Raw genomic sequence first — 25,307 nt, forward strand, 5'->3', positions numbered from 1 at the left:
GTTCCCGCGAACCTAGCCGGGCGTCACACGGGCCGACCTCCTGAATCTAGCGGACTTAGGATGAACTGGTGAGTTCCTCGAATCCTTCACCGCAAGAGTTCCTGACTGCCGCCGATCCCGGCACCCGGGTGGTGGTCCGGTACCGGATCGAAGGCGGGTTCACGGACGCCCTGGGCGAGCTCGTGATGCGCACCGTCGGCTCCTGCACCATCAGGACCCGGCGGTCCGACGTCGAGGTTCCCCTGCACCTGGTGGTGGCGGCCAAACAGGTTCCACCCGCCCCAGCCCGCCGCTCCCCCACCGGACATGCCCATCCCTGACCCGCCCATCTCGACGGATCCGCCGGACATGCCCATCCCCGGCCCACCCGAGGGGACATGTTCCTCCCCTGCATCGAGCGATGGACATATTGCCTTTATATCCATCCGTCGCGGCCCCCGCTGAGCATGCCCGTTCCCAACCCGCCCGAGGGGACATGTTCCTCCCCTGCATCGAGCGATGGACATATTGCCTTTGTATCCATCCGTCGCGGACCCCGCTGAGCATGCCCATCCCCCTCGGCCGAGGATCGCGGGACATGCCCACTCCTAACCCTGGATGCTGAGCCTGCTCTTCCGGAGGGCGCCATCGAGGGACCAACGGCGGATGCCGGCCGCACGGGCCCGCGACGATCCGGCCGCTTCCCATGGCTCGGCAGGGGAAGTGTGTGCCAGCCTCGAAGTGATCCCGTCACCGGGCGGCGACGGGCGGCGGATAAGGGGCACGGCGTGGGACGCATCTGCATCGACCTGTTCACCACGCTTGACGGCGTCGCGCAGGCACCCGGCGGGCAAGACGAGGACCCTGACAACAATTTCGCATTTCGCGCCTGGCAGGCGCCTTTCTTGGACTAAGCAGTCGGCGACCAGATCAGCGCAGGGATGGCGGGGATGGACGCGCTGCTACTGGGGTGCCGGACCTACGATATCTTTGCCGCATACTGGCCGCACCAGGACCGGGGCATCGCGAAGCTGTTCAACCGCCTTCCGAGACACGTGGCCTCGCACCAGGCGCCCACCCTTGAGTGGGCCGGATCCACCCTGCTCGGTGCCGACGTCGTTGGCGCCGTACGCAACCTCCGGGACCGGCACGCGAGCATCCACGTCAACGGCAGTCTCAACTTCGTGCAGACCCTCTTCGCGGATCGGCTTTTAGACCGGCTTACCCTTTTTGGGTGTAGCCGATCCTCCTCGGCCGTGGAAAGAAGGTCTTCGCCGACGGAATGGTTCAACGAACCTCAGAGTCATCGGACCGGTGATCTCCTCGCCCAGGGGCGCCGCGCTGCAACGCTACGAGCTCACCGAAGGCACACCCGGCGTCGGCGCGACGACCACCGACGGCCAGAATGCCTGAATGCTGTTCCGGCGATCGTTGTAGCCAGCGCGGCTTTCTCGGCACTCAGGCCGGCCCTCATGCTGCCGCGGGAAGCCTGTCCAACGCATCCCGCACCATGGCGATGAACTCCTGCGGCCGGTACTTGAGCAGCGGATAGCTCACTACCAGGGTGGGCAACCCCAGCCTGGTAGTGACATTCCATCGACGCCGGTCCTCTTCGAAACTCGCCCGGTCCATATGGAAGCCGGCTCCATCGGCTTCAACCCCGAGCCGGCCGTCCACCATGAGATCCAAATGGCCCATGCCCGGGATGTTCACTTGCGACTCGACATGGAAGCCTGCCCGCCGCAGCTGGAATCGGGCGATGCACTCGATCACTGACTGGGACTGCGGGACGATGGACGCAACAATCCTCCGCTCCCGCGCGTCGTTCCGCCCTGAAAACCGCTGCCGGAGCGCCGACAGCGGCAGGCTTTTGAGGACTACAGCGGACTCGGCTATAACGAGCCCGTCCAGCTCTGGCTGACAGCGAAGGCTTTGAACCACCGTATCCAATAGCGTCGGCGGCGCCGCAGCACGGTGACAGACGTAGCCCGGATAGCTTCGGCTGTGGGTCAGTGCGACGTGCGGTTGCTCGGGCGGCTCCAGCACCCAAAGACCGGCAAACGAGGCCGCGCTGACACAAGCCGGTTCAGCCGGTAGAGATCTGATGGCCACGAGTCGGGAGTCGGCGCCGGGTGCCGCGTAGACACCACGGGCCACTCGGGTGACGGCTCCGCTGGACATGGCGGCTGTGAGCTGGAAGCTGGAAACTCCGGCGGCCGCGAAGTGCTTGGCGCGGGCCACGCCGTCGTAGTTCGCCAGCACCATCGTGATCTTTGACATGCACCTATGGTGCCGCTGCGGAACAAAAGCCGAACAGGACCGGGGCCCGCTATGTGGACAAGCGGGCAGTTCCTTGTCCCAGTGCGCGGCCTGGACGTGCCCATCGGTCAGCGTGGCGCATGCCCACTCCTGTGTGCAGCCAGTGGACATGATGCCATTATGCCCCGCCGTGGACACGACGAATGGGCATGTCCCACCGGCGCGGACACGACGAATGAGCATGTCCGCCGGCAGGAATGAAAGACGGGCATGTCCGCTGGCGCGAGGAAGAGATGGGCATGTCCCACCGGCGCGGACACGACGAATGAGCATGTCCGCCGGCAGGGATGAAAGACGGGCATGTCCGCCGGCGCGAGGAAGGGATGGGCATGTCCGCCGGCGAGCAGGGGCGGATGTGGGGGGCTACGCCGGTGCTGTCCGGTAGCGCCGGCACCAGACCAGTGTCGCCATGGTGACTGCGGCGATGCCATAGATCCACAGACTTCCGGCCAGATCGCCGATAATCAGCCGTTTGCCGGGTGCCATCGCAGACCACCAGCCGGCCAGTACGTAGCAGACCACGCCGCAGGCCGCCGTAGGGACCACGGAACGGAACGCGGCTCCGAGCCACACCTCGACGGCACCCAGCAGTACCAGCGCCGCGCCGGCACCCCAGGGGACGTCGACACCGGCGAGGAGGATGCTGTGCCGGTGCAGGGCGGTCCCTGCGAGGGCAGCAAAAAGAGCTGCCGGTACGGCGGCGGCAAGACCGCCTGCCGTTCCGGCAGCTCTCTTATTCACAAAGGGTCCTTCGCTTTAGAGCAAACGCAGGATTAGACCTTGGCGCGGGCGCGGTTGGACTTGGCGCGCTGGTTGACGTCCAGGATGAGCTTCCGGATACGGATGGAGTCCGGAGTGACCTCGACGCACTCGTCTTCGCGGGCGAATTCGAGTGACTCTTCGAGGGTCAGGTCGCGCGGGGGCGTCAGGTTCTCGAAGGTGTCGGAGGAAGCGGCACGCATGTTGGTGAGCTTCTTTTCCTTAGTGATGTTCACGTCCATGTCGTCGGCGCGGGAGTTCTCGCCGACGATCATGCCCTCATAGACCTCTGAGGTGGGGCGGACGAAGAAGGAGCCGCGCTCCTGCAGGTTGATCATGGCGAACGGCGTCACAACACCGGCACGGTCCGCGATCATCGAGCCGTTGGTGCGGTACTCGATCGGGCCGGCCCAGGGCTCGTAGCCCTCGGAGATGGAGGCCGCGATGCCGGCGCCGCGGGTATCCGTGAGGAACTTCGTGCGGAAACCGATCAGGCCACGGGCCGGAACGATGAACTCCATGCGGCACCAGCCGGTGCCGTGGTTGGCCATGTTGGTCATACGGCCCTTGCGGGCTGCCATGAGCTGGGTGACGGCGCCGAGGTACTCTTCGGGAACGTCGATGGTCATGTGTTCCATCGGCTCGTGGACCTTGCCGTCGACGGTCCTGGTAACAACCTGCGGCTTGCCCACGGTCAGCTCGAAGCCTTCGCGGCGCATCTGCTCAACCAGGATGGCCAAGGCGAGCTCGCCACGGCCCTGGACTTCCCAGGCATCGGGGCGCTCGGTGGGGAGCACCTTGATGGAGACGTTGCCGATCAGTTCCTTGTCGAGACGGTCCTTGACCTGGCGGGCGGTGACCTTCGCACCCTTGACCCGGCCGGCCAGCGGCGAGGTGTTGATACCGATGGTCATGGAGATGGCGGGATCGTCCACGGTGATCAGTGGCAGCGGCTGCGGGTTGTCGACGTCGGTCAGGGTCTCACCGATGGTGATTTCCTCGATGCCGGCGACGGCGACGATTTCACCCGGGCCGGCGGAGTCGGTCGGGACACGGTCCAGGGCCTTGGTGGCCAGCAGTTCCGTGATCTTGACGTTCTTCATTTCGCCGTTGGCACGTGCCCAGGCGACGGTCTGGCCCTTGCGCAGGGTGCCGTTGTAGATGCGCAGCAGTGCCAGCCGGCCCAGGAACGGGGAGGCGTCCAGGTTCGTCACGTGCGCCTGGAGGACACCGTTGGGGTTGTAGGTCGGTGCCGGGATGTGCTCGATGATGGCCTGGAAGAGCGGCTCGAGGTCCTCGTTTTCCGGGGCGGAGCCGTCGGCAGGCTGTTCCAGGGACGCACGGCCAACCTTCGCTGCGGCGTAAACGACCGGGACGTTGAGGATTTTGTCGAGGTCCAGGTCAGGAACTTCGTCGGCGAGGTCTGAGGCCAGGCCGAGGAGCAGGTCCATGGACTCGTGGACTACTTCTTCGATCCGCGCGTCGGGACGGTCGGTCTTGTTGACCAGGAGGATCACCGGCAGGTGCGCGGCGAGGGCCTTGCGGAGGACGAAGCGGGTCTGGGGCAGCGGGCCCTCAGAAGCATCAACGAGGAGGACGACGCCGTCAACCATCGACAGGCCGCGCTCCACCTCGCCACCAAAGTCGGCGTGGCCGGGGGTGTCGATGACGTTGATGGTGATGGTCTCGCCCTTGGAGGACGGTCCGTTGTAAGCCACCGTGGTGTTTTTGGCCAGGATGGTGATGCCCTTTTCACGCTCAAGGTCACCGGAGTCCATGACCCGGTCCTCGAGGTGGTTGTGGGCGGCAAAAGAGTTGGTCTGCTTGAGCATGGCGTCGACCAGGGTGGTCTTGCCGTGGTCAACGTGGGCCACGATCGCGACGTTGCGCAGGTCACTGCGCGATGCAGTGGCTACCGCGGTGTTGGTGGTGGTTTCAGACATGCGTTATTGCTCGATTCAGTGGTGAAGTCAGCTGTTGTATCGCGACATTTCCAACCGGAACGCACGACGGATACGCCCCTTTGGCACAGGGCACCTTCTTCCATTCTAAACGCTTGGGCATTTATTGGCCTAAATCCGTTATCCCCGCAGATCAGGCCGGTCAGTAAGGACGGGAAATTGGCACGGCGCCTGTGAGTAAAGTCACTGGATTTTATCGGCCTGATGCCCCATGATTGCTGAGACAGCAGCAGCCAGCACGGAGACATCACTTGCGAAACGCCTCGGCCCTGTTCCGCTTGGTCGCACCGATGATCGCCGTAGGCATCCTTGCTGCGGGTTGCGGGCAGACACCATCCGCCCCCACGCCCGACGCCGGCGCAAGCCAGCGTGGCGGCGTCCCCGCCGCCGTGGCGTCCCGCGCTCCCGGCGAGCCCGTGGCCTTAGGATCCAATGGAAAAGCCAAGTTTTTCCCCTTGCCTGGCCCGGCCGGCGCACCGGCGGGCCCCCTCACCCCGCCGCTCCTCCCCGCGAATCTGCCCGCGAATCTGCCCGTCAATCTCCCCGCGGGCAGCATCTACCGGAACCCCGCCAGTGGCCGCGACGAGGTGGTCGTGGCGGACATCGCCAGGACAGCCGTGCTGATCGGCGATTCCCAGTCCGAGCCCGTGACGTCCTGGCCCCGGACGGCACTGGCCAGCCTGGGTTACACGGTCCATTTCTGCGGCCTGGGCGGCACGGGCTATGTTGCAGCCAACGGCAAGACCGGCAACTACATCGACGCCCTCGAGCGCGGCGACTGGCTGCTCCCTTACGGTTCGCCGCCCCTCGTGGTACTCGAGGGCGGCGGCAATGACGCCGCCCGGGGCGCAACGGACCAGCAAATCTCGGCCAATGCCGAGCGGCTGATCGCCGGTGTCCGGGGGCGCTACCCCGAGGCGCGGCTGGCCATGGTGGGGACGCTCGCCCGCGGCGCCGCCAATGGCGGCGGACGCCGCACCCAGGTCGACGCGCTGCTCGGCACGGTGGCAGCCCGGCACTCCATTCCTTTTGTCAGCGTCGGGGACTGGCTGACCCGCTACAACCTCACCAAGTCGATGGCCGACGGCGTCCACATGAATGCCGACGGGCACGCCGCCCTGGCCGTCCTGCTGGCCCAGCGGCTGGCGGAATTTACGCTGCAGGCACCGCCCCCCGGACTCGTTGCGGCCCTGACGAGGCGCTGAGACGAGCCCCGGAGACGAGCGGCTGCCCCCGCCGGGCGCCGCAGCCTTCCACGCTCGTCAACGACACGGGAGCCGGTGTCCGCCCTGGGGCGGACACCGGCTCCCGTGTCGTTCAGCTCAACTCATCGAGCGGAGTTCAGGCAGTTCAGGCGACTTCCGGGGGCAGCATCAGGCGTGCACCGGGGATCGCGTTGAGCAGAGCCTTTGTGTAGTCCTGCCGGGGCGCGTCGAAGACGTCGTCGGTGGATCCCGTTTCCACCAGCTTGCCCTTTTCCATGACGCAGACGTGGTCCGCGATCTGCCGCACCACGGCGAGGTCGTGGGTGATGAACAGGTAGGTCAGGCCCAGCCGGGACTGCAGTTCGGCGAGCAGGTTCAGCACCTGCGCCTGGACCAGGACGTCGAGTGCAGAGACGGCCTCATCGCAGATGATCACCTCGGGGTCCAGGGCGAGGGCACGGGCGATTGCGACCCGCTGACGCTGCCCGCCGGAGAGTTCGTTCGGGTAGCGCTGCATGGTGGACTGCGGCAGGGCCACCTGGTCCAGCAGTTCACGAACCTTCTTCTCGCGGCTGGCCTTGTCCCCAATTTTGTGGGTCCGCAACGGCTCCTCGATGGTCCGGAAGATGTTGTACATCGGATCCAAAGACCCGTAAGGGTCCTGGAAGATCGGCTGTACCCGGCGGCGGAAGGCGAAGATCTCCTTGCTGTTGAGCGTGGAGGTGTCGACGCCGTCGAAGATGATCTTCCCGGACGTGGGGGTCAAGAGGTTCAGCACCATTTGCGCCACGGTGGACTTTCCGGAGCCGGACTCGCCCACGATTGCCGTCGTGGTTCCGCGCTTGACGCCGAAGGAGACGTCGTCGACGGCGGTGAAGTCCATTGACTTGCCAAAGCCCGAGCGCAGCTTAAAGACCTTGCTCAGGTTTTGGATCTGCAATACGTCCTCGGTCATGGCCGGTTCCACCACCACGGCCTCGGCGGGGGCCAGCAGGTCATCTGTCTCGACGCCCAGTTCCTTGGCGACCGTGATGCGCCGGGAAGCCAGCGACGGCGCCGAGGCAACCAGGCGCTGAGTGTAGGGGTGCTGCGGGTTCTGCAGGAGCTCCAGGGACGGCCCGGATTCCACGACCTGACCGCGGTACATCACCACCACCTTGTCCGCCCGCTCGGCGGCCAGGCCAAGGTCGTGGGTGATGAGCAGCACCGCGGTGCCAAGTTCGGTGGTCATCTTGTCCAGATGATCGAGGATCTGCCGCTGGACCGTGACGTCCAGGGCCGACGTCGGCTCATCAGCAATCAGCAGACGCGGCTGGCAGGAAAGCCCGATGGCGATCAGGGCACGCTGGCGCATGCCGCCGGAGAACTCGTGCGGGTACTGCTTGGCCCGCCGCGCAGCGTCCGGCAGGCCCGCCTGCGACAGGACGGTTGCGACGTCGTCCTGGCTGTCAGGAAGTCCGTTGGCCTTCAACGTCTCGCGGACCTGCTGCCCGATCTTCCACACGGGGTTCAGGTTCGACATGGGGTCCTGCGGGACCATGCCGATGCTGTTTCCGCGGAGTTCAATCATCCGCTTTTCACCGGCGTTGGAGATATCTTCGCCGTCGAACAGGATCTGGCCGGCCGAGACGCGGCCGTTGGTCGGCAGCAGGCCGATGGCGGCCAGGGCAGTGGTCGACTTGCCCGACCCGGACTCGCCGACAATGGCGACCGTCTCACCCGGCATGATGGTGAGGTGCGCGTTCCGCACTGCCTGGACGTCGCCGTTGCCGGTGGCAAAGGTGATCGCCAGGTCCTTGATTTCAAGCAGCGGCCGGTCCGCGGAGATGCCCGCTTCCTGGATTTCTACAGAGGCGTTCAAGGTCTCCCCTTTCATCGCTTGCGCGCTTTGGGATCGAGGGCGTCACGCAGGGCATCGCCCAGCATGATGAAGCTCAGGACGGTGATGGACAGCGCGATGGCCGGGTAAAGCAGCGGCATCGGGTTGGACCGGAGCGAAGCTTGCGCCGCCTGGATGTCGTTTCCCCAGGACATGACGCTGGGCGGCAGCCCGATGCCGAGGAAGGACAGCGTGGATTCGGCCACAATGAAGGTGCCGAGCGAAATCGTGGCGACGACGATGATCGGGGCCAGCGAGTTCGGCATGACGTGGCGCATGAGGGCGCCGAACTTCGAGACACCCAGCGACCGGGCCGCCACGACGAAGTCGGCGTTGCGGACTTCGATCACGGCGCCGCGGGTGATGCGGGCGATCTGCGGCCAGCCGAAGGTGACCAGGATCAGCACCAGGGTCCAGACCGTGCGGTTGGTGCGGAACATCGGCAGCTGCATGAGCACAATGGCACCAAGGATCAGCGGGAGGGCGAAGAAGATGTCATTGATGCGGGCCAGCACAGCGTCCACCCAGCCGCCGTAGTAACCGGCCACGGCCCCCATGATGCCGCCGATCAGCAGGACGCCGATGGTGGTGAAGAGACCCACGGTCACGGAGGACCGTGTACCGAAGATGACGCGCGCGTAGACGTCGCAGCCCTGCTGGGTGAAGCCCAGCGGGTGGCCGTCGGCCGGTCCTGCGTCCGAGTTCGCCAGCTGGCAGGCCTCCGACGTCGGATCGATTCCGGAGAACAGGCCCGGGAAGAGCGAAACGGCCACCACGACCAGGATCAGGACCGCCGAGATCAGGAACAGCGGCTGCTTGCGCAGGTTCTTCCACGCCTCGCCCCAAAGACTCAGCGGCGCTTTGTCCTCCTTGACCCGGTCGGTTGCCTGCAGCGGCGTCTCGGCGAGGTCTGCAACGAAATGCTCTTTGTGGCGCACCGCAGGAGCGGCGGCGCTGTAATTTGCGTTGTTCACATCAGGAGTCATAGCGGATCCTCGGGTCAAGCCAGGCGTACAGCAGGTCAACGAGCAGGTTGGAGAGGCAGTAGATCAACACCAGGACGGTCACGATCGAGACCACCGTCGGTCCTTCCCCTGACAGGACGGCCCGGTAGAGCCGGTTGCCGACACCCGGAATGTTGAAGATGCCTTCCGTGACAATCGCGCCGCCCATCAGGGCGCCAAGGTCGGCGCCGAGGAACGTGATGACCGGAATCAGGGAGTTGCGCAGGATATGCACCCGGACCACTTTGAACCGGGACAAGCCCTTGGCCGAGGCAGTGCGGACGTAATCGGCGCTCATGTTCTCGAGCACGCTGGTCCGGGTCAGCCGGAGGACGTAGGCGAAGGAGCCCAGTCCCAGGACGATTGCCGGCAGGATCAGGTCCTGGACAGTCGCGGCTGAGCTGACCGTGGGTTTCGCCCACGCCAGCTGGACGCCGATGAAGTACTGCAGCAGGAACCCGAGAACGAAGATCGGGATGCCGATGACGATCAGCGAGGCCACGAGAACAGTCGCGTCGAACAACTTGCCCTTGCGCAGGCCGGCGATGAGGCCAAAAATAATGCCGAAGAAGGCTTCAAAAATGAGGGCCATGACGGCCAGCCGCGCCGTCACGGGGAACACTTCGCCAAGGACCGCTGCGATGGGGCGGCCGGAGAAGTCCAGGCCGAGGTCGAAGGTAAAGATGCTCTTGAGGTAGAGCAGGTATTGGATCCAGAACGGCTGGTCCAGGTGGTACTGGGCGCGGAGCTGCGACGCCACGGCCTCGTTGACCGGCTTGTCGCCGAAGAGAGCCACGATGGGGTCGCCGGGGAGGCTGAAGACCAGGAAATAGACCAGCAGTGTCGCGCCGAGGAAGACGGGGATCAGCTGCAGGAAACGCTTGAGGATATAGGTCGCCATCAGCGCACCACACCCCCGCGAGCATGCATCCTGTCCAAAGATGCGGTGGAGTTGTTCATCAAAGAACCTTTTCACTATAGATGCGGGCCGACGCCGGGTTACTCACGGTGGGCGGCCCGCGAAAAGTTCGCCCGGAAAGCCGGGCCATCAAGAAATGCTGGAAACACGACGACGGCGGAGACCCCAGTCTGGGCAGCCCCCGCCGTCGTTGTGTTGTTACTTGCCGGTGATGTTGTAGTACAGCGGAACGCCGTCCCAGCCGTAGTCAACGTTGGAGACCTTGTCGCTCCAGCCGCCCTGGGCAACCTGGTACCACAGGGGGATGGCCGGAAGGTCCGTCAGCAGGATCTCCTGGGCCTTGTTCATGGCCTTGTTGCCTTCGGCGACCGAGGAGGCGGCGAGGCCGTCGGAGACGGACTTGTCGAACGTCGGGTTGGCGTAGTCAGCGTCGTTCGAGCCGGCACCGGTCTTGTAGATCGGTCCCAGGAAGTTGTACAGCGACGGGTAGTCAGCCTGCCAGCCGGCGCGGATGGCACCGGTCAGCGTCTTGGCGGTTGCGTCGTTGCGGGCTTCCTTGAAGGTGGCGTACGGCTTGCCTTCAACCTTGATGCCGAGGGTGTTCTTGAGCTGGTTCACGACAGCTTCGACCCATGCCTTGTGTCCGCCCTTGTCGGCGTTGTAGGCGATGGTGAAGGTCTTCTCCGCGTCCCACTTCTGGATCGCGTCTGCCTTCGCCCAGGTTTCCTTGGCCTTGGCGGCATCGAACTTCAGGTTCTCCGAACCCGGGATCGAGTCGCTGTAACCGTCCAGGACGGGGGCGGTGAATTCCTTGGCGGGCTGGCGCGCGCCGCTGAAGATCACCTTGGTGATCTCGTCGCGGTTGATGGCCATCGAGAGGGCCTGGCGGCGGAGCTTGCCGGCTTCGCCGCTCCACTCCGGCAGGTATTCCGGGATCGCGATCGTCTGGTTGCCGGCGTACGGCTTGTTGATGGTGCGCTCACCCAGGTCGGACTTGAAGTTCTTCAAGGCGCTCGTGGGGATGGTCTGCAGGATGTCCAGGTTGTTGGAGAGCAGGTCCTGGTACGCGGCGTCGTCGTTCTGGAAGATCTTGAACGTCACGCCGGCGTTCTTGGCCTTGCGCGGGCCGTTGTATTCCGGGTTCGGAACGAGCTGGATCTGCACGTTGTGCTGCCAGCCGCCGTCAGCCAGCTTGTAGGGGCCGTTGCCGACCGGCTTTTCGCCGAAACCCTTGGGGTCCGCGAGGGCGCCGGACGGGACCGGAACGAACGCCGTGTAGCCGAGGCGCAGCGGCCAGTCGGATTCGGGCTGCTTCAGTTCGACAGTGAAGGTCTGATCGTCGACGACCTTCAGGCCGGACATGGTTTCAACGGTCGAGCCTTCCGCGCTCGCTTCGTCGTAACCCTTGATGCTTTCAAAGAACGCGCCGCTGAGCTGGGCGTTCTTTGCAGCAGCGCCGAAGTTCCAGGAATCAACGAACGATTTCGCCGTGATGGCCTCGCCATTCGTAAACTTTTGGTCCTTCTTGATCTTGATCGTAAAGTTCTGGCCGTCCTTGCCCTCAATGGACTCGGCGAGTTCGTTAACGGGCTTGCCGCTGGGGTCATAGCTGACCAGGCCCGCGAAGATCATGTCGATGACCTTGCCGCCACCGACCTCGTTCGTGTCAGCCGGCATCAGCGGACGCTGGGGCTCGGAACCGTCGGCGAGGATCACCTTGCTGGTGTCGCCGCCGGTGCTGCCGCTACCGGACGTGGTGCCGCCACCGGCGCCGCATCCGGTCAGGGCGAGAGCGGCGATGGCCACCATGCCCAGTGCTTTGGAAGTGCGCGAAAAACGCATTCCGCCTCCTATGAGTTGTGGGAGTTCGAGAGGGAAGACTTATGCCTTCCCGCAGGCAGGCACAGGGGTATCCCCTGTGACGTGGCCTACATATAGAAGTAGCCTAACCCGTTGAAGTCCAAATGCTGGAACTCTGTTGCCAAACCGTGACCCGACAAAAGCGTGACCCCTACCGTCACGTGCAATGTATTTCAAGTCACACCGTACTGGCTGGTATTATTTGCCGGCGGGCCGGCTGCGTTAGCCGCGGTTAACTCTCCCCGGCCGCCAGCAATTGCGCCCGCAATTCGCGGCGTTCCCGCTGTTTTTCCGGATCCGGAAGCGGCACCGCAGCCAGCAGCCGCTGGGTGTACGGCTCCTGCGGATTGCGCAGAATCTGGTCCCGGGTGCCCTGTTCCACGATGCGTCCGCGCTGCATCACGCAGATCCGGTCCGCCAGCACGTCCACCACGGCAAGATCATGGGTGACAAAGAGGCAGGCGAAGCCGAGCTCCCTTTGCAGGTTCTGGAACAGGTCGAGCACCTTGGCCTGAACTGACACGTCCAGGGCGGAGGTTGGTTCATCGGCGACCATGAGCTTGGGCTTCAGGGCCAGGGCCCGGGCGATGCCCACACGCTGCTTCTGGCCGCCGGAAAGTTCGTGCGGGTAGCGGTTGCGGTACTCCCGCGGGAGCTCCACCTGATCCAGCAGTGCCTCGATCCGCTTCTGCAGATCCGCCCCCTTCGCCACCTTCGCCAGGAACATCGGCTCGCCGATGCTTTCACCGATGGGCAGCCGGGGGTTCAGCGAGGACGAGGGGTCCTGGAACACCATGCCTACATGGCGGCGCATCTCATGCAACTGCCGGCCGTTGCTCTTGGCGGCGGAGATGTCCTGCCCCACCACCTTCATGGTGCCGGCCGCCACCGGCAGAAGGCCGACGGCGGCACGGCCGATCGTCGTCTTGCCCGAACCGGACTCCCCCACCAGCCCGACAACCTGGCCCGGATAAATCACGAGGTTGGCGTCTTCCACGGCGCGGAAGGCAGGCACCCGGCCCTGCTTGGGGTATTCGATGGCCACCCCCGTCAGCTCCAGGACGGGAACGCCCTCCGGCGTCGCAGCCCCGGCAGCCGCAAGCGCTCGAGCGTTGTCCTGCTCGCGGCGGAGCAATTCCTCTTCCGGAATGGAAACGATTTCAGCGTGCGTGGCAGCGGCAAGGGCAGCTGTGACGTCGACGTCCGCTACGGAATCCGTACCGCCCTGGCCCAGATGGGGGACGGCCGCGAGCAGGGCCCGGGTGTATTCGTGCTGCGGGTTGTGGAAGATCTCCGCGGCAGTGCCGCTTTCGACGATCACACCGCGGCGCATGACGGCGATCCGGTCTGCGAGGTCCGCCACAACACCCATGTCGTGGGTGATCAACACGATGGCGCTGTCCAGCTTGTTCCGCAGGTTCCGCATGAGATCCAGGATTTCGGCCTGGACGGTGACATCGAGAGCCGTGGTGGGCTCGTCGGCGATGAGCAACTTCGGGTCGCACGAAAGCGACTGCGCGATCATGGCGCGCTGCCGCTGGCCGCCGGAGAGCTGGTGCGGGTAGGACCTGAACGCTTTTTCCGGGTCCGGCAGTTCCACCAGTTCGAGCATGCGCAGGGCACGCAGCTTCGCTTCCGCGGGCGAGACTTCACTGTGGAGGCGGACGGTCTCCACGATCTGGGCGCCGACCGTATACACGGGGTTCAGGGCCGTCATCGGCTCCTGAAATATCACCGCGACGTCCTTGCCGCGGACGGCCCGGATGTTGGCCTCGTTGACGCCGAGCAATTCCTTGCCGCCGAGTCTCACGCTTCCGCTCACGCGGCTGTTACTGGGCAACAGGCCCAGCAAAGCCATGGAGCTGGCGCTCTTGCCTGAGCCCGACTCGCCCACGATGGCGAGCACCTCGCCGGCGTGCACCTCATAGTTCAAGCCGATCGCGGCGGGAACCCACTTCCGGTCCACGCCAAAGTCGACGCTGAGATTGCGGACCTCAAGGACAGGCTCCCCCTTGCCGGCCGGGGGCGGAACAACCGGGTCGAGGGCAATGAAGTCAGTCATGATGGGGCTTTCCTTCCACCCGGGCCGCCGGTGCTCCGGAAATTAGTGCTGCGGCTCGGAATACTGAAATATGGGGGGCATGGGTTCTGCGCCGCACACCGGTCACGTCGAAGTCTTCAAGGCCGGAACGAATAAATGGATCGCAGCACTGTCCTGGGCTGTGGCCTGCCTCGGCGTCGTTGCCACGGCCGTGACGGCCGGTCCCGCCGCACTCGCCGGCGCTGCCCCGCTGCTGCTGATCGCGTTCCTCGGCTGGCAGCTGTTCTGGATGCCCTCCGTCGTGGTCCACGACGGAGGGGTCACGCTGGAGAACCCGTTCCGGTCGGTGCTGGTTCCGTGGGCGGCATTGGTCCAGGTCGATACCCGGTTTGCCCTCACCCTGGTCACGGCCGGGAAGAGCTACACCTCGTGGGCCGCGCCGGCGCCGGGAATCTGGGGCGGCCGCAATGCCCGCCCGGGAGACCTGCGCGGCCTTCCGGCCACCAGTTACGGCCCCGGAAAATCTGTCCGCCCGGGCGATTTGAAGTCCACCGATTCGGGGCAGGCTGCCCTGTTGGTCCGCGCCCGCTGGGAGGATCTGGCGGAAAGTGGCCAACTTGCCGTTGGCGACGCCGCCACCACAGCCGTGCAGGTAACCTACCGCTGGGTGGCGGCCGGCGCCGTCGTGCTGCTTCTGGCCGCCAGCTGCTGGACCGTCACGGCCGGGTAGCGCCGGCGCTGCGGCAGTGGGGACCTGAGCGGAACAGGGGGCCGGCATTCAGTGCTCCGTCGTTGCGCGGGGGGCCGACCCGGCGGGACTTTCCGCGGGTGGCGTCCCCGGGTCCGCGGCCTTCTTGGCGTTGAACTTTTTCTGCCGCGGGTCAAAGGCATCGCGCAGGCCGTCGCCGATGAAGTTGATGCTCAGGCAGATCAGGACGATGAACAGGCCGGGGAACCAGAACAGCCACGGCCTGGTGGCAAAAGCTTCCTGGTTTTGCGAGATGAGCAGCCCAAGGGAGGTGTCCGGCGATTTGACGCCGACGCCGAGGTAGCTCAGGGCGGTTTCCAGCAGGATGGCCGCCGACATCGTCAACGTGACGTTGACGATCAGGACGCCGACGGCGTTCGGCAGAATGTGCTTGAAGATGATCCGCGCGTTGCTGGCACCTGAAATCCGCGCCGCGTCGACGAACTCCCGCTCGCGCAAGGTCAGGAACTCACCGCGGACCAGCCGGGCCAAGCCGACCCAACTCACCAGCCCCAGGAAGACTCCGAGCACCAGGATCCCGTTGGAGTTCGCGAAGGACGCAAACATGCTGCCTTCGTCCCGGCGTCCGGCGATCTGGGCAACCACGGCGGCCAGCAGCAGGACGGGGATGATGATGATGACATCGGTGATCCGCATCAGCACCGCTTCCACCCATCCGCGAAAGTAGCCGGACAACCCGCCGATGACAGCGCCCAGGATCCCTGCGATGGAACCGATCAGGATCATGATGACGATGGACTGCTGCGCCCCGCGCATGGTCATCGCAAACAGGTCGCGGCCGATCCGGTCCTGGCCGAAGGGATGCTCCCCCCAGGCGGGAGGCACCAGACCCGCGGTCGGCGCCCCGTCGCCCACCAGCGGGGACACGTCCAGGTGGTTGTACTTCCACCAGCCGGGGACACCTGCCACACCGACGGAAGTGAACGCCAGGATGAAGATCAGCGCGAACACGGCCAGGCCCACCAGCGCGCCGGTGTGGCCGAAGAAGCGTTTCCGGACAATCTGCCCCTGGCTGAGCCCTGATGCCCCGGGCTCCGACGGCGTCTCTCCCCGGCCGTGCAGGGCCTGTTGCGCCAGGATTTCCTCCTCTTGGGTTGGCTGGCTCATGCTTTTATCCTTACGCGCGGATCGAGGGCGGAGTACGCCAGGTCCGCTATCAAGTTGAAGACCATGGCGGTGACGGCGACGCAGAGGAAGACGCCCATGACCGGGTTCGGGTCGATGTGGGTGATGCCGTCCAGAAACAGGAAGCCCATTCCCCGGACGGAGAACACACTCTCGGTAATGACGGCGCCGCCGATCAGGGCGCCGATGTCGAAGGCCACAATGGTGGCGATCGGTATCAGCGCGTTGCGGAAGGCATGGCCCATGATGACCGAGCGTTCAGACAGACCCTTGGCCCGGGCCGTGCGGATGTAATCCATATTCATGATTTCGAGCATCGACGACCGGGTGAACCGCGTGTAGCTGGCCAGCGAGACGAGGATCAGCGCCACCGTCGGCAGAATCAGGTGGGTGAAGGTGTCAATGCTGAGTATCCAGAAGTCACCCTCAATATTCGGCGTTCCGGCGCCGATGGTAGCAATCGGACGCCCCCGGACGCGGCTGTTGCTGAAGTAGGAGGGCCAGGCTTGCATAAAGCGGTCCATCACCACCAGGCCGCCCACGAGGAACGCTGTGATGCCCGCCGCCCGCATCGACTGTCCGCGGTCGTATCCGCCCATGAAGTATCCGACGGCGGTGCCGACCAGGACGGTGGCGAGAGCCAGAAGGGCGATCATCAGCGCTGTTGCCTGGTCGAGCAGCGGTTGCACAGCGAAGTAGGAGATGACGCCCAGGCCCACCACGAGCAGTGCTGCCCGCAGGGCCCTGCGGTTCCGCAGGCCGGCGACCAGCACCGTAACGGCGACGGCGATTCCGGCACCGGCGATCGCAATCACGACAGGCCCCAGGCCTGGTGTCTTGAACCACGCGGTGGCGGAAAAGTAGATCAGGATGAGCGTCACGGCGGCGAACACAGTGCCGCCCGTGAGGAGCCGCCGCCGCAGGTCCCCTCCCACGGCGACGCCGACGAGCAGCCCGGCGGCAGCGCCGACACCCAGGGCTGTGGGAAGGGGTATTTCGGGGTTCCGCAAGAAGTCGTTGAAGCCGATGGCACCGTATTCCTTCAGGAGCACCGCGACCCAGAAGATCGGCAGGGAGAAGAACAAGAAGGCCATGAAGGTAACGCCGTAGTCGAGTGCGCTGTACTGCCGGAGGGCTGTGATGATGCCCAGCGTGATGCCGATGAGGATGGCCAGGATCGTCGCTCCGGTAACGAGGGTCAGTGTCTGGACGAGGGCTATTCCCAGCGCCTCGGTGATGGGTTGCCCTGAGACGCTCTTGCCAAGGTCGCAGGTCCCGGCGAAGGGAACGAGGCACTGGGCGGCGCCGGCAAGCCATTTGAAGTATCGTGCGGGGGCGGGAGTGTCGAGGTCCAGCAGCTCCGTGCGGGCGTTCATCAGCTGCTGTTTGTTGGGGGCGTTGCTGGCCCGCAGATCGGCCAGCGGGTCACCCGAGGACGCTGTCAACAGATAGACGAGAAAGGACGCTCCCAGAAGAATCAGGGCGGCCGTGACGAGCCGCCTGACAATGTAGGTCACCATTTTGTATAAGCCTCAGGATCCAGGTCCGGGTCGGTCCGGGCCAATCGCAGAATCGCGCCGCTCCGCCGTCGTGCAGATAGCGGTGGAGCCGGCTGGGTACCGGCGGGTAGTCAGAGGGCGCCGGGGCCGTGAAACTCGGCCCCGGCGCCCCGCTAGGCGATGCGCTCGCTCAACGTCGGATTACTTCCGGGACCAGTCCCAGACATTCCACCAGACGCCGGTCTGGTTCGGCATTGACGTCACTCCGGTGATCTGGTCAGAGGATGCCTTGACATCCGGTGACTGGAACAGCGGGACGCCGTAGGCGGAACCCCAGATGTCGGCGTCGATCTTGGTCTGGAGCTCATCCTGCTTGGCCTTGTCGGTAGTGACGATCAGCTCATCCATTGCCTTGTCTGCCTCCGCATCGGAGAAGCCGTTGTAGTTCGATCCACCGCCGGTCTTGAAGATCTGGGGAGTACCCGAGACCCCGACACCGGAGTTGATCCAGCCGAAAATGGTCGCATCATAGGATCCGTCGCCGAGGCTTGAACTCCAGTCCGCTTTGCCCAGTCCGCCGTCGACGATCTTGAAGCCGGCCTTGGTGGCGGACTCACGGATCAGCGAGTACGCATCGACCCGGTTGGGATTGTCCTTGTTGTACATGATGCGGATCTCCGGGGTGGCACCGTTGAGGAGCTTCTTTGCCCCGTCGATGTCAACTTCCTGGTACAGCGAGGATCCGTTCTTCGCCGCAGAGTCAGCGTACGCAGCCTGGGCCGGTACGAAGATCTGGGAATCGAGGGGCTTCGCCTCGGGATCGATCTTCTTAATGATCTTGTCCACGATGTCCTTGCGCGGAACCGTCTTCAGGAAAGCCTCCCGGACGTTCTTCTCGGCCAGCGGACCGGAGAAGTTCAAGTCCAGGTGATCGTAGGAGAGCTGGTTGCCCAGGAGCAGGTTGACGCCGCTGAGCGCCTTAAGCTGTTCCACGGTATCCGCCGACGCCTGCGGGTTGATGATGTCCACTTCGCCGTTCTTGAGGGCCTGGACCTGCGCGGGGGCCGCACCGATGGTCCGGACCACGATCTCGTCCAGCTTTGGGGCCGGGCCCCAGTTGTAGTCCTTGTTGCGCACCAGAGTGACGGACTGCTCCGGCACCACGGACTTGATGATGTACGGACCGTTGGAGAGGTACATGCTCGGATCGCTGGGCAGTGTCTTCGACTCAAACCCGGTGCTCCAGAAATCAGCGACGGCCTTCAGGCCCTCGTTGACGGGCGCCGGTGAGGTGCTGTCGCCGCGCTTGATTCCCTTGAGCAGATCCACCAGCGCCTGTGCGTCGTTCAGGCCGGCCTGCTTCGCCACCACGTGGGCGGGGATGTCAACGCCACCGTTTCCGGGGAAGCTGTAGGCCAGTTCCCAATCAGCGAACGGCTTGGAATACTTCAGCGTCAGGCTCCGGCCATCGGCACCCAGCTCGGGGAAGTCGGTCAGATTCAGGCCCGAGGTGTCTGCGGCGGTCTTGAAGTAGGTGGTGCCGGTCTTGGCCTCCGCGTCGGCGTCATCGTAATATCCGGAGCCTGACGCCCAGGAAAGCAGCAGGTCAGCAGCGCTTACCTGCGTCCCGTCCGACCATTTGACGCCTTCGTTGACTGTGTACTTGACCGTCAGCGGATCGTCGGAGAGTTTCTCATACTTGCCGAACTTTTCGTTCCTGACGATGTTTAGTTTGTCGTCGATGTAGATGAAGCTTGAGTGGGTGGCGTAACCGACGTGCCCGTTTACGTCCGAGTTGCCATCTGCCGTCCCGGGATTGAAGCTGCTGAAACCGTTCGTTTCAGCGACGGCGACGGAGCCGCCCTCCTGGCCGCCGGCAGCTGCAGTGGTGGTGGTTGACCCGCCGCTGGTGCCCGCACAGGCGCTGAGGGCCAGGGCAGCTGCTGCTGCCACGCCCACTGCTTTGGAAATACGACCGAATCGCATTCCGCCTCCTAGTTTTCTTTGGTGTGATTTGGACCGGGACCGTAGGCGCCGGCAGACGTACACACTCCCCCGGCGGCAGTGTGGGCTGTCTCACATGGGATGAGCGTAAACCCGAAGATCAGGAGTACATAAGAAAAGTTGACCGGCCGTTATGTTCGTTACCGAGCTGCAACATTCGACAGCGGACCACCGCCTGAATTCCGCGGCGGGGACTGAGGATTCAGCTGCTCTGCACCGCTAACCCTGGCACGAGAAAAGCCCCGTCGTTCAAACCGGAGCTTCTCGAGTTAATCCTGCATTACTTGATGAATTCACCTACCTGCCACATGGTGAAGCGGGACTCCCCACGTCACCATCCCGGAACATTCACGCGCTACGGGTCCCTCCGCGTTTCGGCGGCGTTCCGAGCAGCGACGTTTCGAAACCGCCGTCGAGAAGCGCCTCAGCGTGGCGTCGGTGTTCGTCCCGCGTGGCCGGGGCCATGTTTTCAAGCTGGGAGATGACCATTCGCATGCGGGGGTTTGCTCCCAGGACCGCGCGGTGATCCTCGATGAACGTCCAGTACAAGCCATCCCACGACGGCATCCACTCACCCGTTGGAAGGTCGGACATCTTCCGCAGGTAATTGCTGCCCGACACGTAGGGTTTGGTGGTGATCTCCTCCCCCGCAGCGAACTGGCTCATCGCGTAGACGTTGGGGACCATCACCCAGTCGTACGCGTCGATGAACAGCTCCATGAACCATTCGTATACCCGGTCGGGGTGGATCCGCAGCAAGGACATAGCGTTGCCGAGCACCATCAGCCGCTCGATGTGGTGAGCATACCCGGTGGCGAGCACACGCGAGATGACCATGTCCACGGGCGCTAAACCGGTGGTGGCGTCCCACCAGCCGTCCCCCAGGGCGTTCTGGTGGTCGAGCCGGTTGGAGGTACGCATGTGGCGGCCCTCTGTTCGGTAGGTGGCTCGCATGTATTCCCGCCAGCCGATCACCTGCCGGACAAACCCCTCGACGGAAGCGAGCGGGGTGTTGTGATCTGCACCATTGAGTACCGTCCGCAAAACCTCCCGCGGGTCAAGGAGCCCGATATTCAGCGAGGCGGTCAGCAGGCTGTGGGCGATGAAGGGATGCGCAGTGGAGATCGCGTCCTCGTAGGGCCCAAACTCGTGCAGGCGTTCGCGGACGAACTCCTGCAAATGCTGACGGGCTTCGTCGCCGCTCGTCGGCCAGGCGAAGAGGTGGGGGTCACCCGGTGCGTCCGGGAACTCTGCACTGACCCATGCGATGGCGAGGTCGACCTCGTCCGGCACCTCATGCCGTTCCCCGTCTGCGTCCCCCATCAGCGCCTCGATATCGAAGGTCCCCTCACGCTGGAGGACGGGATGGCGTGCGAACCGGCCGACCACGCGGGGAGTGTGCCCACGAGGAAGCTTCTTGCGGTTTTCGGTATCGAAGGACCACTTGCCGCCCAGGGGTTCCCCGTCGTCGATAAGGATATTCAGCCGGCGGCGTTGCCACACGTAGAAATCCTGCATGCGGGAGTCATTGTGCGAAAACCAGTTGTCGATCTGCTCACGGTCTGTGAGGAAGTTCGGTGTCTCCAGCACATCTTCCCGGCGCATCTGATAGCCGCCGCCGGCGAGCGCCGCGAATAGATCCCGTTCGAGCCAGTCATCCACCACGTCATACCAGGTCACCTGCGCAGGGCCGCGCTTGCGGACGAACTCCGCGAGCTGGTCGTGGGAGCTATTGCCGGCAGCGCTTCTGAGGACTTCTACCTCGTACCCGTGCTCGCCGAGGCGTCGGGCGAAGCGGGCCATCGAGGCGCGGTGCAGGACCAGCTTGTGGGAATGGAACGCGTACTGGCGAAAGAGCAGATCATGTTCGATGAGCACGAACACGGTGTCGCCGGCCGCTTCGAGATGCTGATCGAAGAGCTGATGCGGCAGGACGAGGCGCACACGCGGGCCGGAACTCATACCCTAACGATAGAGGGGACGCCCTGGGCACCACGCCGTCACACGTTGGAGCGGAACTCCACCACGGTCCGTAGGCGAATAAGCGCGCCGTCCGCGGGCGCCACTTAGCTTCGTTGTTTCGACCATGGGTGAGCATCTGGTGTTCTGGACGAAATCGGGGACGGTGCAACAGCGTTGCGCGGCGATGTCCACAATCGACCTGAACTCTGCTGACAACACGATCTACTCAAGCACTGTGGCTGATGCCCACGCGGCATGCAACGAACGTCTGACGCTTCAGGTCGGTTCCGAGCTCGAGCATGGTGGCTTCGAGGCCCAGGCCGTCAGAAATGAACCCACTTCGGAATCCATTTGACTCCTTAGCGCTCAGTTGCATCATCTCGGCCGAGCTTAGAAGGCGGTGCTGGGCAGATCCTTCTCGCCATCGACGATCGCGGTGATGATCCGCGCTGCAACCAAATCTGGATCCAGCGCCGCTCCGAATCGCGGCGCTGACCCGGCGATCGGATGCTCGGACAGCGCGGTGCCAGTGTGGCCCGGGCGGGCGTCCACGAGTCGGATGCCCGCGCGACGATACTCGCGCGCCGCTGCGACAACGAAGGCCGCGAGCCCAGCTTTCGACGCCGAGTATGCTGCCAGACCGGCGACGGGTGTCTCAGCGACAACGCCGCTCAGAGTTACCACGAAGGGCTCCCGTCCGTCCTGTGCCGAGGCCGCGAGGTAGGGCTGGCTCTGGGTAATGAGATGGATCGCACTGGTCGTGTTTACAGCGAACAGTTCGTCCACCGTGGCAGGTTCAAGGTCTGATGCGGCGCCGAAGGCGACGACCCCGGACGCAACCACTAGCCCGTCGAGACGTCCGTGTTGCACATTCGTGGCATCCAGCACCTCCCGGATCACAGAGGGTGCGCACAGATCGTGCCCAGCAGACTTTGACGACCGGACAACGATGGCGCCCTTACTCTCCAGCTGAGCGGCGATCCGCGAGCCGAGCCCGCCGGTGGCGCCGACCACCAGAACAACCGCACCTTGAAGAGTCGTCATGGGTAGATCCTAAATCACGTGCGGCAGGTAGCCCAGCGCGAATCGGTTTGCTGGGGGTTGGACGTCTGCGGTATTCCCCATACAACGAGGCAGGCTTCAGTGGCTATCGGTTACTGGCTTCTGGCACTGCCATCCCTGGATCCATCCGGTGGGGGCCGGCAGCGGACGGTCGAACATCGAACGTGGGCCTGCCCCGGGCTGTAGCCAAACTTCGTCAAGTAGTCGATGGCTTGGAGGCATGCCCGCTGATACGAGAGGTGTGAGTCAAGGTAGCGCTGTTCAGCGTTACCGGGGTGCCGGAGAATGACTGAACTGTCGCTCGACGTTGCCGGCATGAAGATGGGAGCGCACCCCAAAATAAATAGGACGAGGCGCTCAGTAGTGATAGCGCGTCTGGAGGATCACGAGGTCGTCACCTTCGACGAGGTAGACCAGGCGATGCTCGTCGGTAATGCGCCGCGACCATCATGAAAAATCGAGGCTAGAGGTGGCTGGTGGGATACCGCTCTCCTCAACGCCATGGGTGCCGCAGCGCGTCTTTGTAGCGGTGGTGTGCTCGATGCGGCTCACGCGTAACCAGCGCATTTCGTTGCGGAGTTGGCACCAACCAATCAGATACCAGTGGCCGTTCGTTGAGGCGAAGATTACTGGTTCGACGGCCCTGGTGGTCTTATTGCCATCCTCTGCGGTGTAGCGGATGCGAACCCCTTGTTGCTCAGATATCGCTTCCTCAAGGGCCGATCTGACGGCCCGTGTTCCACGCTGATCCGTGCTGACCCAGATGCGGCGTGCTAGTTCATCGACCTTTACCCGGGTCCGAGGATCAAGTACGTCCATGATCCTCCTGACGGCGACCGAGGCAAGATCAGCGTAAGGCGCATCAGGGGCGGCTGATATCGTGTGCATATGGCCGACATTCGGGGACTCGACGCCCTTCTGACTGCACTAAACGCCGGTGAGACAATTCCTGGAAGATCGCCGCACCATGAAGCTATGCACGCGGTGAGCCAACAGTCGTTGCGCATCACCGCCGAGCTCAACGGGCGCTACCACTCCCCCGGCGAGGTGCGGGCGCTGATAAGTGAGTTGACCGGGCGCGAGGTCCCCGAGTCCTTCCAGCTCTTCCCGCCGTTTAGCGCTGACTTCGGCAAGAACATCCATTTCGGCTCGGATGTATTCGTGAACAGCGGCTGCCGGTTTCAGGACCAGGGCGGTATCGAAATCGGCGATGGGTCCCTCATCGGTCACAATGCCGTGATCACGACATTGAACCACGACATGCTGCCGAGCCGACGAGCCGACATGCACCCGGCTCGCGTAGTGATCGGCTTGGGCGTGTGGTTCGGGGCCAACGTGACGGTGTTGCCCGGCGTGACGATTGGAGATGGGGCAATAGTCGGCGCAGGTGCAGTCGTCACCAAAGACGTGCCGGCGGGGGCAGTGGTCGTAGGTGTGCCGGCGAAGCAGGTGGGCACGGTTCCGGAAGGGTAACTCCCTGGCCTGGAGAAACTCTTCTGCAGGTTCAGCCAAACCTGGCAGTGAATCCCTTAGCATCGCCCGAGGCGAAGCGCGGTGTCAGCGGTCAGGCCCCTCGTCGCCCATTAGCTCATTCCATATGGTTGTTGCACTGCACTGAAATATTAAAAACGCTAAACATTGAACCTAAATTCCACCGCATTCAGCAGTCGAACAACGTCACGGGCGCCTTTCGTGCGTCTCAGAACGGGATGTCGAGGATGACGGCTTCACTGGACGGGGCGCCTAAATGGGTCGGGCCACCACCAACGATGCCGCGACCGGCGCTCAGCCCTGCGGCGGGCCGCGTCGAGATAGTCCTTGAGCGCCGGATTAAAGACCGACTGAGGCAGATTCAGCGTCGCACGGCTCAACTGGCATCCTGCCAGCAGATCGCTGATCGCCCCCGGGATCATCCGCATCCCCTGAGTACCTTTCACGGACCGCCTGAGCCGTCCGCCCTGCTCCGTGAGCCGCATCCCCCAGGATGAGTCGACCTCAGCAAGGCCGGAACCGACCAGGATTGCTATTGCCGTCTCTACCCGTTCCCTTGAAGGGACGTCGGCCTGCAGCATGTCCCACCCCGGCAGCAGCGTACTGAGCGTCGAGGAGCGCTTCGCATCACGTAGCAAGGTCATGAGCGTCGCAGCGTCAGACATTTCCATGCGGTTCATGCCGTTTAGGCTAGCGCACTCCGAGCAACCCCTCCTCGGGAGCGATCTCCATCTCGGAAGAACGCTACGTTCCCCAACACTCTGGCCGAGGCTTCCCGGGAGGTACCGGATCTGACCTACACGTTAGAGCGGAACTCCACCACGTTCCGTCGCTGAGTAACCTCTGCTGCGCCGGGTAATTTTCGACCGCTTCTTCGCTTTCGACCTTTAGCCGACCGGCCGTCTGCTCGTCACGCTTCTTCCGTTTGAACAGCCCTGCGACGCTCCCTCCGACCGAGCCCGCCGTACCGGCAAGTGCGCCTCCGACGCCCTGGACTTGGTCAGCGCCGTCGGCTCATCCGGGATCCCTTCCCCGTCGATGTCCACGCTGCGGAAGGGATGCGTTACCGCGCCCGCCTACGTTTGCCGCGCCGCGTCAGGCGTGGGAGGCGACCACGTAGGGGCTGTCCTGCTATGCGGTGCCATTCGCAAAATCAGTGAGTTTTTTAAGAAGTTCTTCGTATTCACCGCTGAGGGCGTCGTCGACTGATCCGTCCTCAGCATAGACATATTGGTCAGTGAGGCCGCCGCTGGTTCCCATGAAAGTCATAGAAAAGCACTTCCGGGCATTGTCCACCGTCCGGGCAGACGAATCAGATTGAAGTTGCAACGCGAGATCTTCATAATTCTGGGCAATTTTGGCTTGCTTTATAAGCCTCAAAAGACCCGCAAACCTGCGCATATCGAGCATCAGAGCATCTATGTCGGTAGCCACGTCCAATTCAATCTCCATTCATACATAATCTCTCC

General features: G+C 63.9%; 21 protein-coding genes and 2 pseudogenes. 5 read left to right on the forward strand and 18 right to left on the reverse strand.

Annotated elements, in window-relative coordinates; translation table 11 throughout:
- The first annotated feature begins 68 nt into the window (after positions 1 to 68).
- Positions 69 to 320, forward strand: coding sequence for a hypothetical protein (locus tag VUN84_13100; GenBank protein XAS63231.1), 252 nt, complete (start codon positions 69 to 71; stop codon positions 318 to 320).
- 1,129 nt (positions 321 to 1,449) lie between these two features.
- On the opposite strand, the gene VUN84_13105 is transcribed toward VUN84_13100, so the two are convergent.
- The 3 genes from VUN84_13105 to typA form a co-directional block, all read right to left on the reverse strand.
- Positions 1,450 to 2,259, reverse strand: coding sequence for a type IV toxin-antitoxin system AbiEi family antitoxin domain-containing protein (locus tag VUN84_13105; protein ID XAS63232.1), 810 nt, complete (start codon positions 2,257 to 2,259; stop codon positions 1,450 to 1,452).
- Between the two features lie 402 nt (positions 2,260 to 2,661).
- Positions 2,662 to 3,039 (reverse strand): hypothetical protein, encoded by a 378-nt coding sequence (locus tag VUN84_13110; protein ID XAS63233.1) that lies wholly within the window; start codon positions 3,037 to 3,039, stop codon positions 2,662 to 2,664.
- Between the two features lie 32 nt (positions 3,040 to 3,071).
- Positions 3,072 to 5,000 carry a translational GTPase TypA gene (gene typA, locus VUN84_13115; protein XAS63234.1) on the reverse strand — a complete coding sequence of 643 codons (1,929 nt, stop codon included), beginning with the start codon at positions 4,998 to 5,000 and terminating at the stop codon, positions 3,072 to 3,074.
- Positions 5,001 to 5,269: 269 nt separating this feature from the next.
- Between typA and VUN84_13120 the strand changes: the two genes are divergently transcribed.
- A complete protein-coding gene (locus VUN84_13120) occupies positions 5,270 to 6,223 on the forward strand; it encodes an SGNH/GDSL hydrolase family protein (protein ID XAS63235.1) in 954 nt (317 codons plus the stop codon).
- Between the two features lie 145 nt (positions 6,224 to 6,368).
- Here VUN84_13120 and VUN84_13125 read toward each other — a convergent pair whose 3' ends face one another.
- The 5 genes from VUN84_13125 to VUN84_13145 all read right to left on the reverse strand — a co-directional run bounded on the left by VUN84_13125 (position 6,369) and on the right by VUN84_13145 (position 13,947).
- Positions 6,369 to 8,099, reverse strand: a complete 1,731-nt coding sequence (locus tag VUN84_13125; protein XAS63236.1) for an ABC transporter ATP-binding protein — start codon at positions 8,097 to 8,099, stop codon at positions 6,369 to 6,371.
- Complete coding sequence (locus VUN84_13130) at positions 8,096 to 9,088, reverse strand: ABC transporter permease (protein XAS63237.1); 993 nt, start codon at positions 9,086 to 9,088, stop codon at positions 8,096 to 8,098. Before VUN84_13130 ends, VUN84_13125 begins: the two co-directional genes overlap by 4 nt.
- Entirely contained in the window at positions 9,078 to 10,007 is a 930-nt protein-coding gene (locus VUN84_13135) for an ABC transporter permease (protein ID XAS63238.1), read from the reverse strand. Before VUN84_13135 ends, VUN84_13130 begins: the two co-directional genes overlap by 11 nt.
- A gap of 216 nt (positions 10,008 to 10,223) precedes the next feature.
- Positions 10,224 to 11,867: an ABC transporter substrate-binding protein gene (locus VUN84_13140; GenBank protein ID XAS63239.1), complete on the reverse strand. Its 1,644-nt coding sequence runs from the start codon at positions 11,865 to 11,867 to the stop codon at positions 10,224 to 10,226.
- A 250-nt stretch (positions 11,868 to 12,117) separates the two neighbouring features.
- Positions 12,118 to 13,947, reverse strand: a complete 1,830-nt coding sequence (locus VUN84_13145) for an ABC transporter ATP-binding protein (GenBank protein ID XAS63240.1) — start codon at positions 13,945 to 13,947, stop codon at positions 12,118 to 12,120.
- 79 nt (positions 13,948 to 14,026) lie between these two features.
- On the opposite strand from VUN84_13145, the gene VUN84_13150 reads away from it, so the two are divergent.
- The gene (locus VUN84_13150) at positions 14,027 to 14,656 is read left to right on the forward strand and encodes a PH domain-containing protein (GenBank protein ID XAS63241.1); all 630 of its coding nucleotides are present in this window, start codon (positions 14,027 to 14,029) and stop codon (positions 14,654 to 14,656) included.
- A gap of 48 nt (positions 14,657 to 14,704) precedes the next feature.
- Here VUN84_13150 and VUN84_13155 read toward each other — a convergent pair whose 3' ends face one another.
- The 4 genes from VUN84_13155 to VUN84_13170 all read right to left on the reverse strand — a co-directional run bounded on the left by VUN84_13155 (position 14,705) and on the right by VUN84_13170 (position 21,285).
- Positions 14,705 to 15,802 (reverse strand): ABC transporter permease, encoded by a 1,098-nt coding sequence (locus tag VUN84_13155; GenBank protein ID XAS63242.1) that lies wholly within the window; start codon positions 15,800 to 15,802, stop codon positions 14,705 to 14,707.
- Positions 15,799 to 17,340 carry an ABC transporter permease gene (locus tag VUN84_13160; protein ID XAS63243.1) on the reverse strand — a complete coding sequence of 514 codons (1,542 nt, stop codon included), beginning with the start codon at positions 17,338 to 17,340 and terminating at the stop codon, positions 15,799 to 15,801. The genes VUN84_13155 and VUN84_13160 overlap by 4 nt, the downstream gene beginning before the upstream one ends.
- A gap of 180 nt (positions 17,341 to 17,520) precedes the next feature.
- On the reverse strand, positions 17,521 to 19,272 hold the full coding sequence (locus VUN84_13165) for an ABC transporter family substrate-binding protein (GenBank protein ID XAS63244.1): 1,752 nt from the start codon (positions 19,270 to 19,272) through the stop codon (positions 17,521 to 17,523).
- A gap of 399 nt (positions 19,273 to 19,671) precedes the next feature.
- Positions 19,672 to 21,285 carry a cryptochrome/photolyase family protein gene (locus tag VUN84_13170; protein ID XAS63245.1) on the reverse strand — a complete coding sequence of 538 codons (1,614 nt, stop codon included), beginning with the start codon at positions 21,283 to 21,285 and terminating at the stop codon, positions 19,672 to 19,674.
- A 124-nt stretch (positions 21,286 to 21,409) separates the two neighbouring features.
- Here VUN84_13170 and VUN84_13175 point away from each other — a divergent pair, with 124 nt between their 5' ends.
- Positions 21,410 to 21,640 (forward strand): hypothetical protein, encoded by a 231-nt coding sequence (locus VUN84_13175; protein ID XAS63246.1) that lies wholly within the window; start codon positions 21,410 to 21,412, stop codon positions 21,638 to 21,640.
- A gap of 35 nt (positions 21,641 to 21,675) precedes the next feature.
- Here the strand turns inward: VUN84_13175 and VUN84_13180 are convergent, their stop codons facing one another.
- The 4 genes and pseudogenes from VUN84_13180 to VUN84_13195 form a co-directional block, all read right to left on the reverse strand.
- The gene (locus VUN84_13180; GenBank protein XAS63247.1) at positions 21,676 to 22,329 is read right to left on the reverse strand and encodes an SDR family NAD(P)-dependent oxidoreductase; all 654 of its coding nucleotides are present in this window, start codon (positions 22,327 to 22,329) and stop codon (positions 21,676 to 21,678) included.
- 103 nt (positions 22,330 to 22,432) lie between these two features.
- Positions 22,433 to 22,616: pseudogene (locus VUN84_13185) on the reverse strand (acetamidase/formamidase family protein).
- An 88-nt stretch (positions 22,617 to 22,704) separates the two neighbouring features.
- Positions 22,705 to 22,794 (reverse strand): annotated as a pseudogene (locus VUN84_13190) (type II toxin-antitoxin system YoeB family toxin).
- Positions 22,795 to 23,166: a WYL domain-containing protein gene (locus VUN84_13195; protein XAS63248.1), complete on the reverse strand. Its 372-nt coding sequence runs from the start codon at positions 23,164 to 23,166 to the stop codon at positions 22,795 to 22,797.
- 156 nt (positions 23,167 to 23,322) lie between these two features.
- Here VUN84_13195 and VUN84_13200 point away from each other — a divergent pair, with 156 nt between their 5' ends.
- Positions 23,323 to 23,820, forward strand: a complete 498-nt coding sequence (locus VUN84_13200; protein ID XAS63249.1) for a DapH/DapD/GlmU-related protein — start codon at positions 23,323 to 23,325, stop codon at positions 23,818 to 23,820.
- A 254-nt stretch (positions 23,821 to 24,074) separates the two neighbouring features.
- Here the strand turns inward: VUN84_13200 and VUN84_13205 are convergent, their stop codons facing one another.
- Together VUN84_13205 and VUN84_13210 are read right to left on the reverse strand one after the other, a co-directional pair.
- Positions 24,075 to 24,518, reverse strand: coding sequence for a hypothetical protein (locus VUN84_13205; GenBank protein XAS63250.1), 444 nt, complete (start codon positions 24,516 to 24,518; stop codon positions 24,075 to 24,077).
- Positions 24,519 to 24,969: 451 nt separating this feature from the next.
- A complete protein-coding gene (locus VUN84_13210; protein XAS63251.1) occupies positions 24,970 to 25,290 on the reverse strand; it encodes a hypothetical protein in 321 nt (106 codons plus the stop codon).
- Positions 25,291 to 25,307: the final 17 nt, after the last annotated feature.

This window comes from Micrococcaceae bacterium Sec5.8, from assembly GCA_039636775.1.
GTDB lineage: Bacteria > Actinomycetota > Actinomycetes > Actinomycetales > Micrococcaceae > Arthrobacter.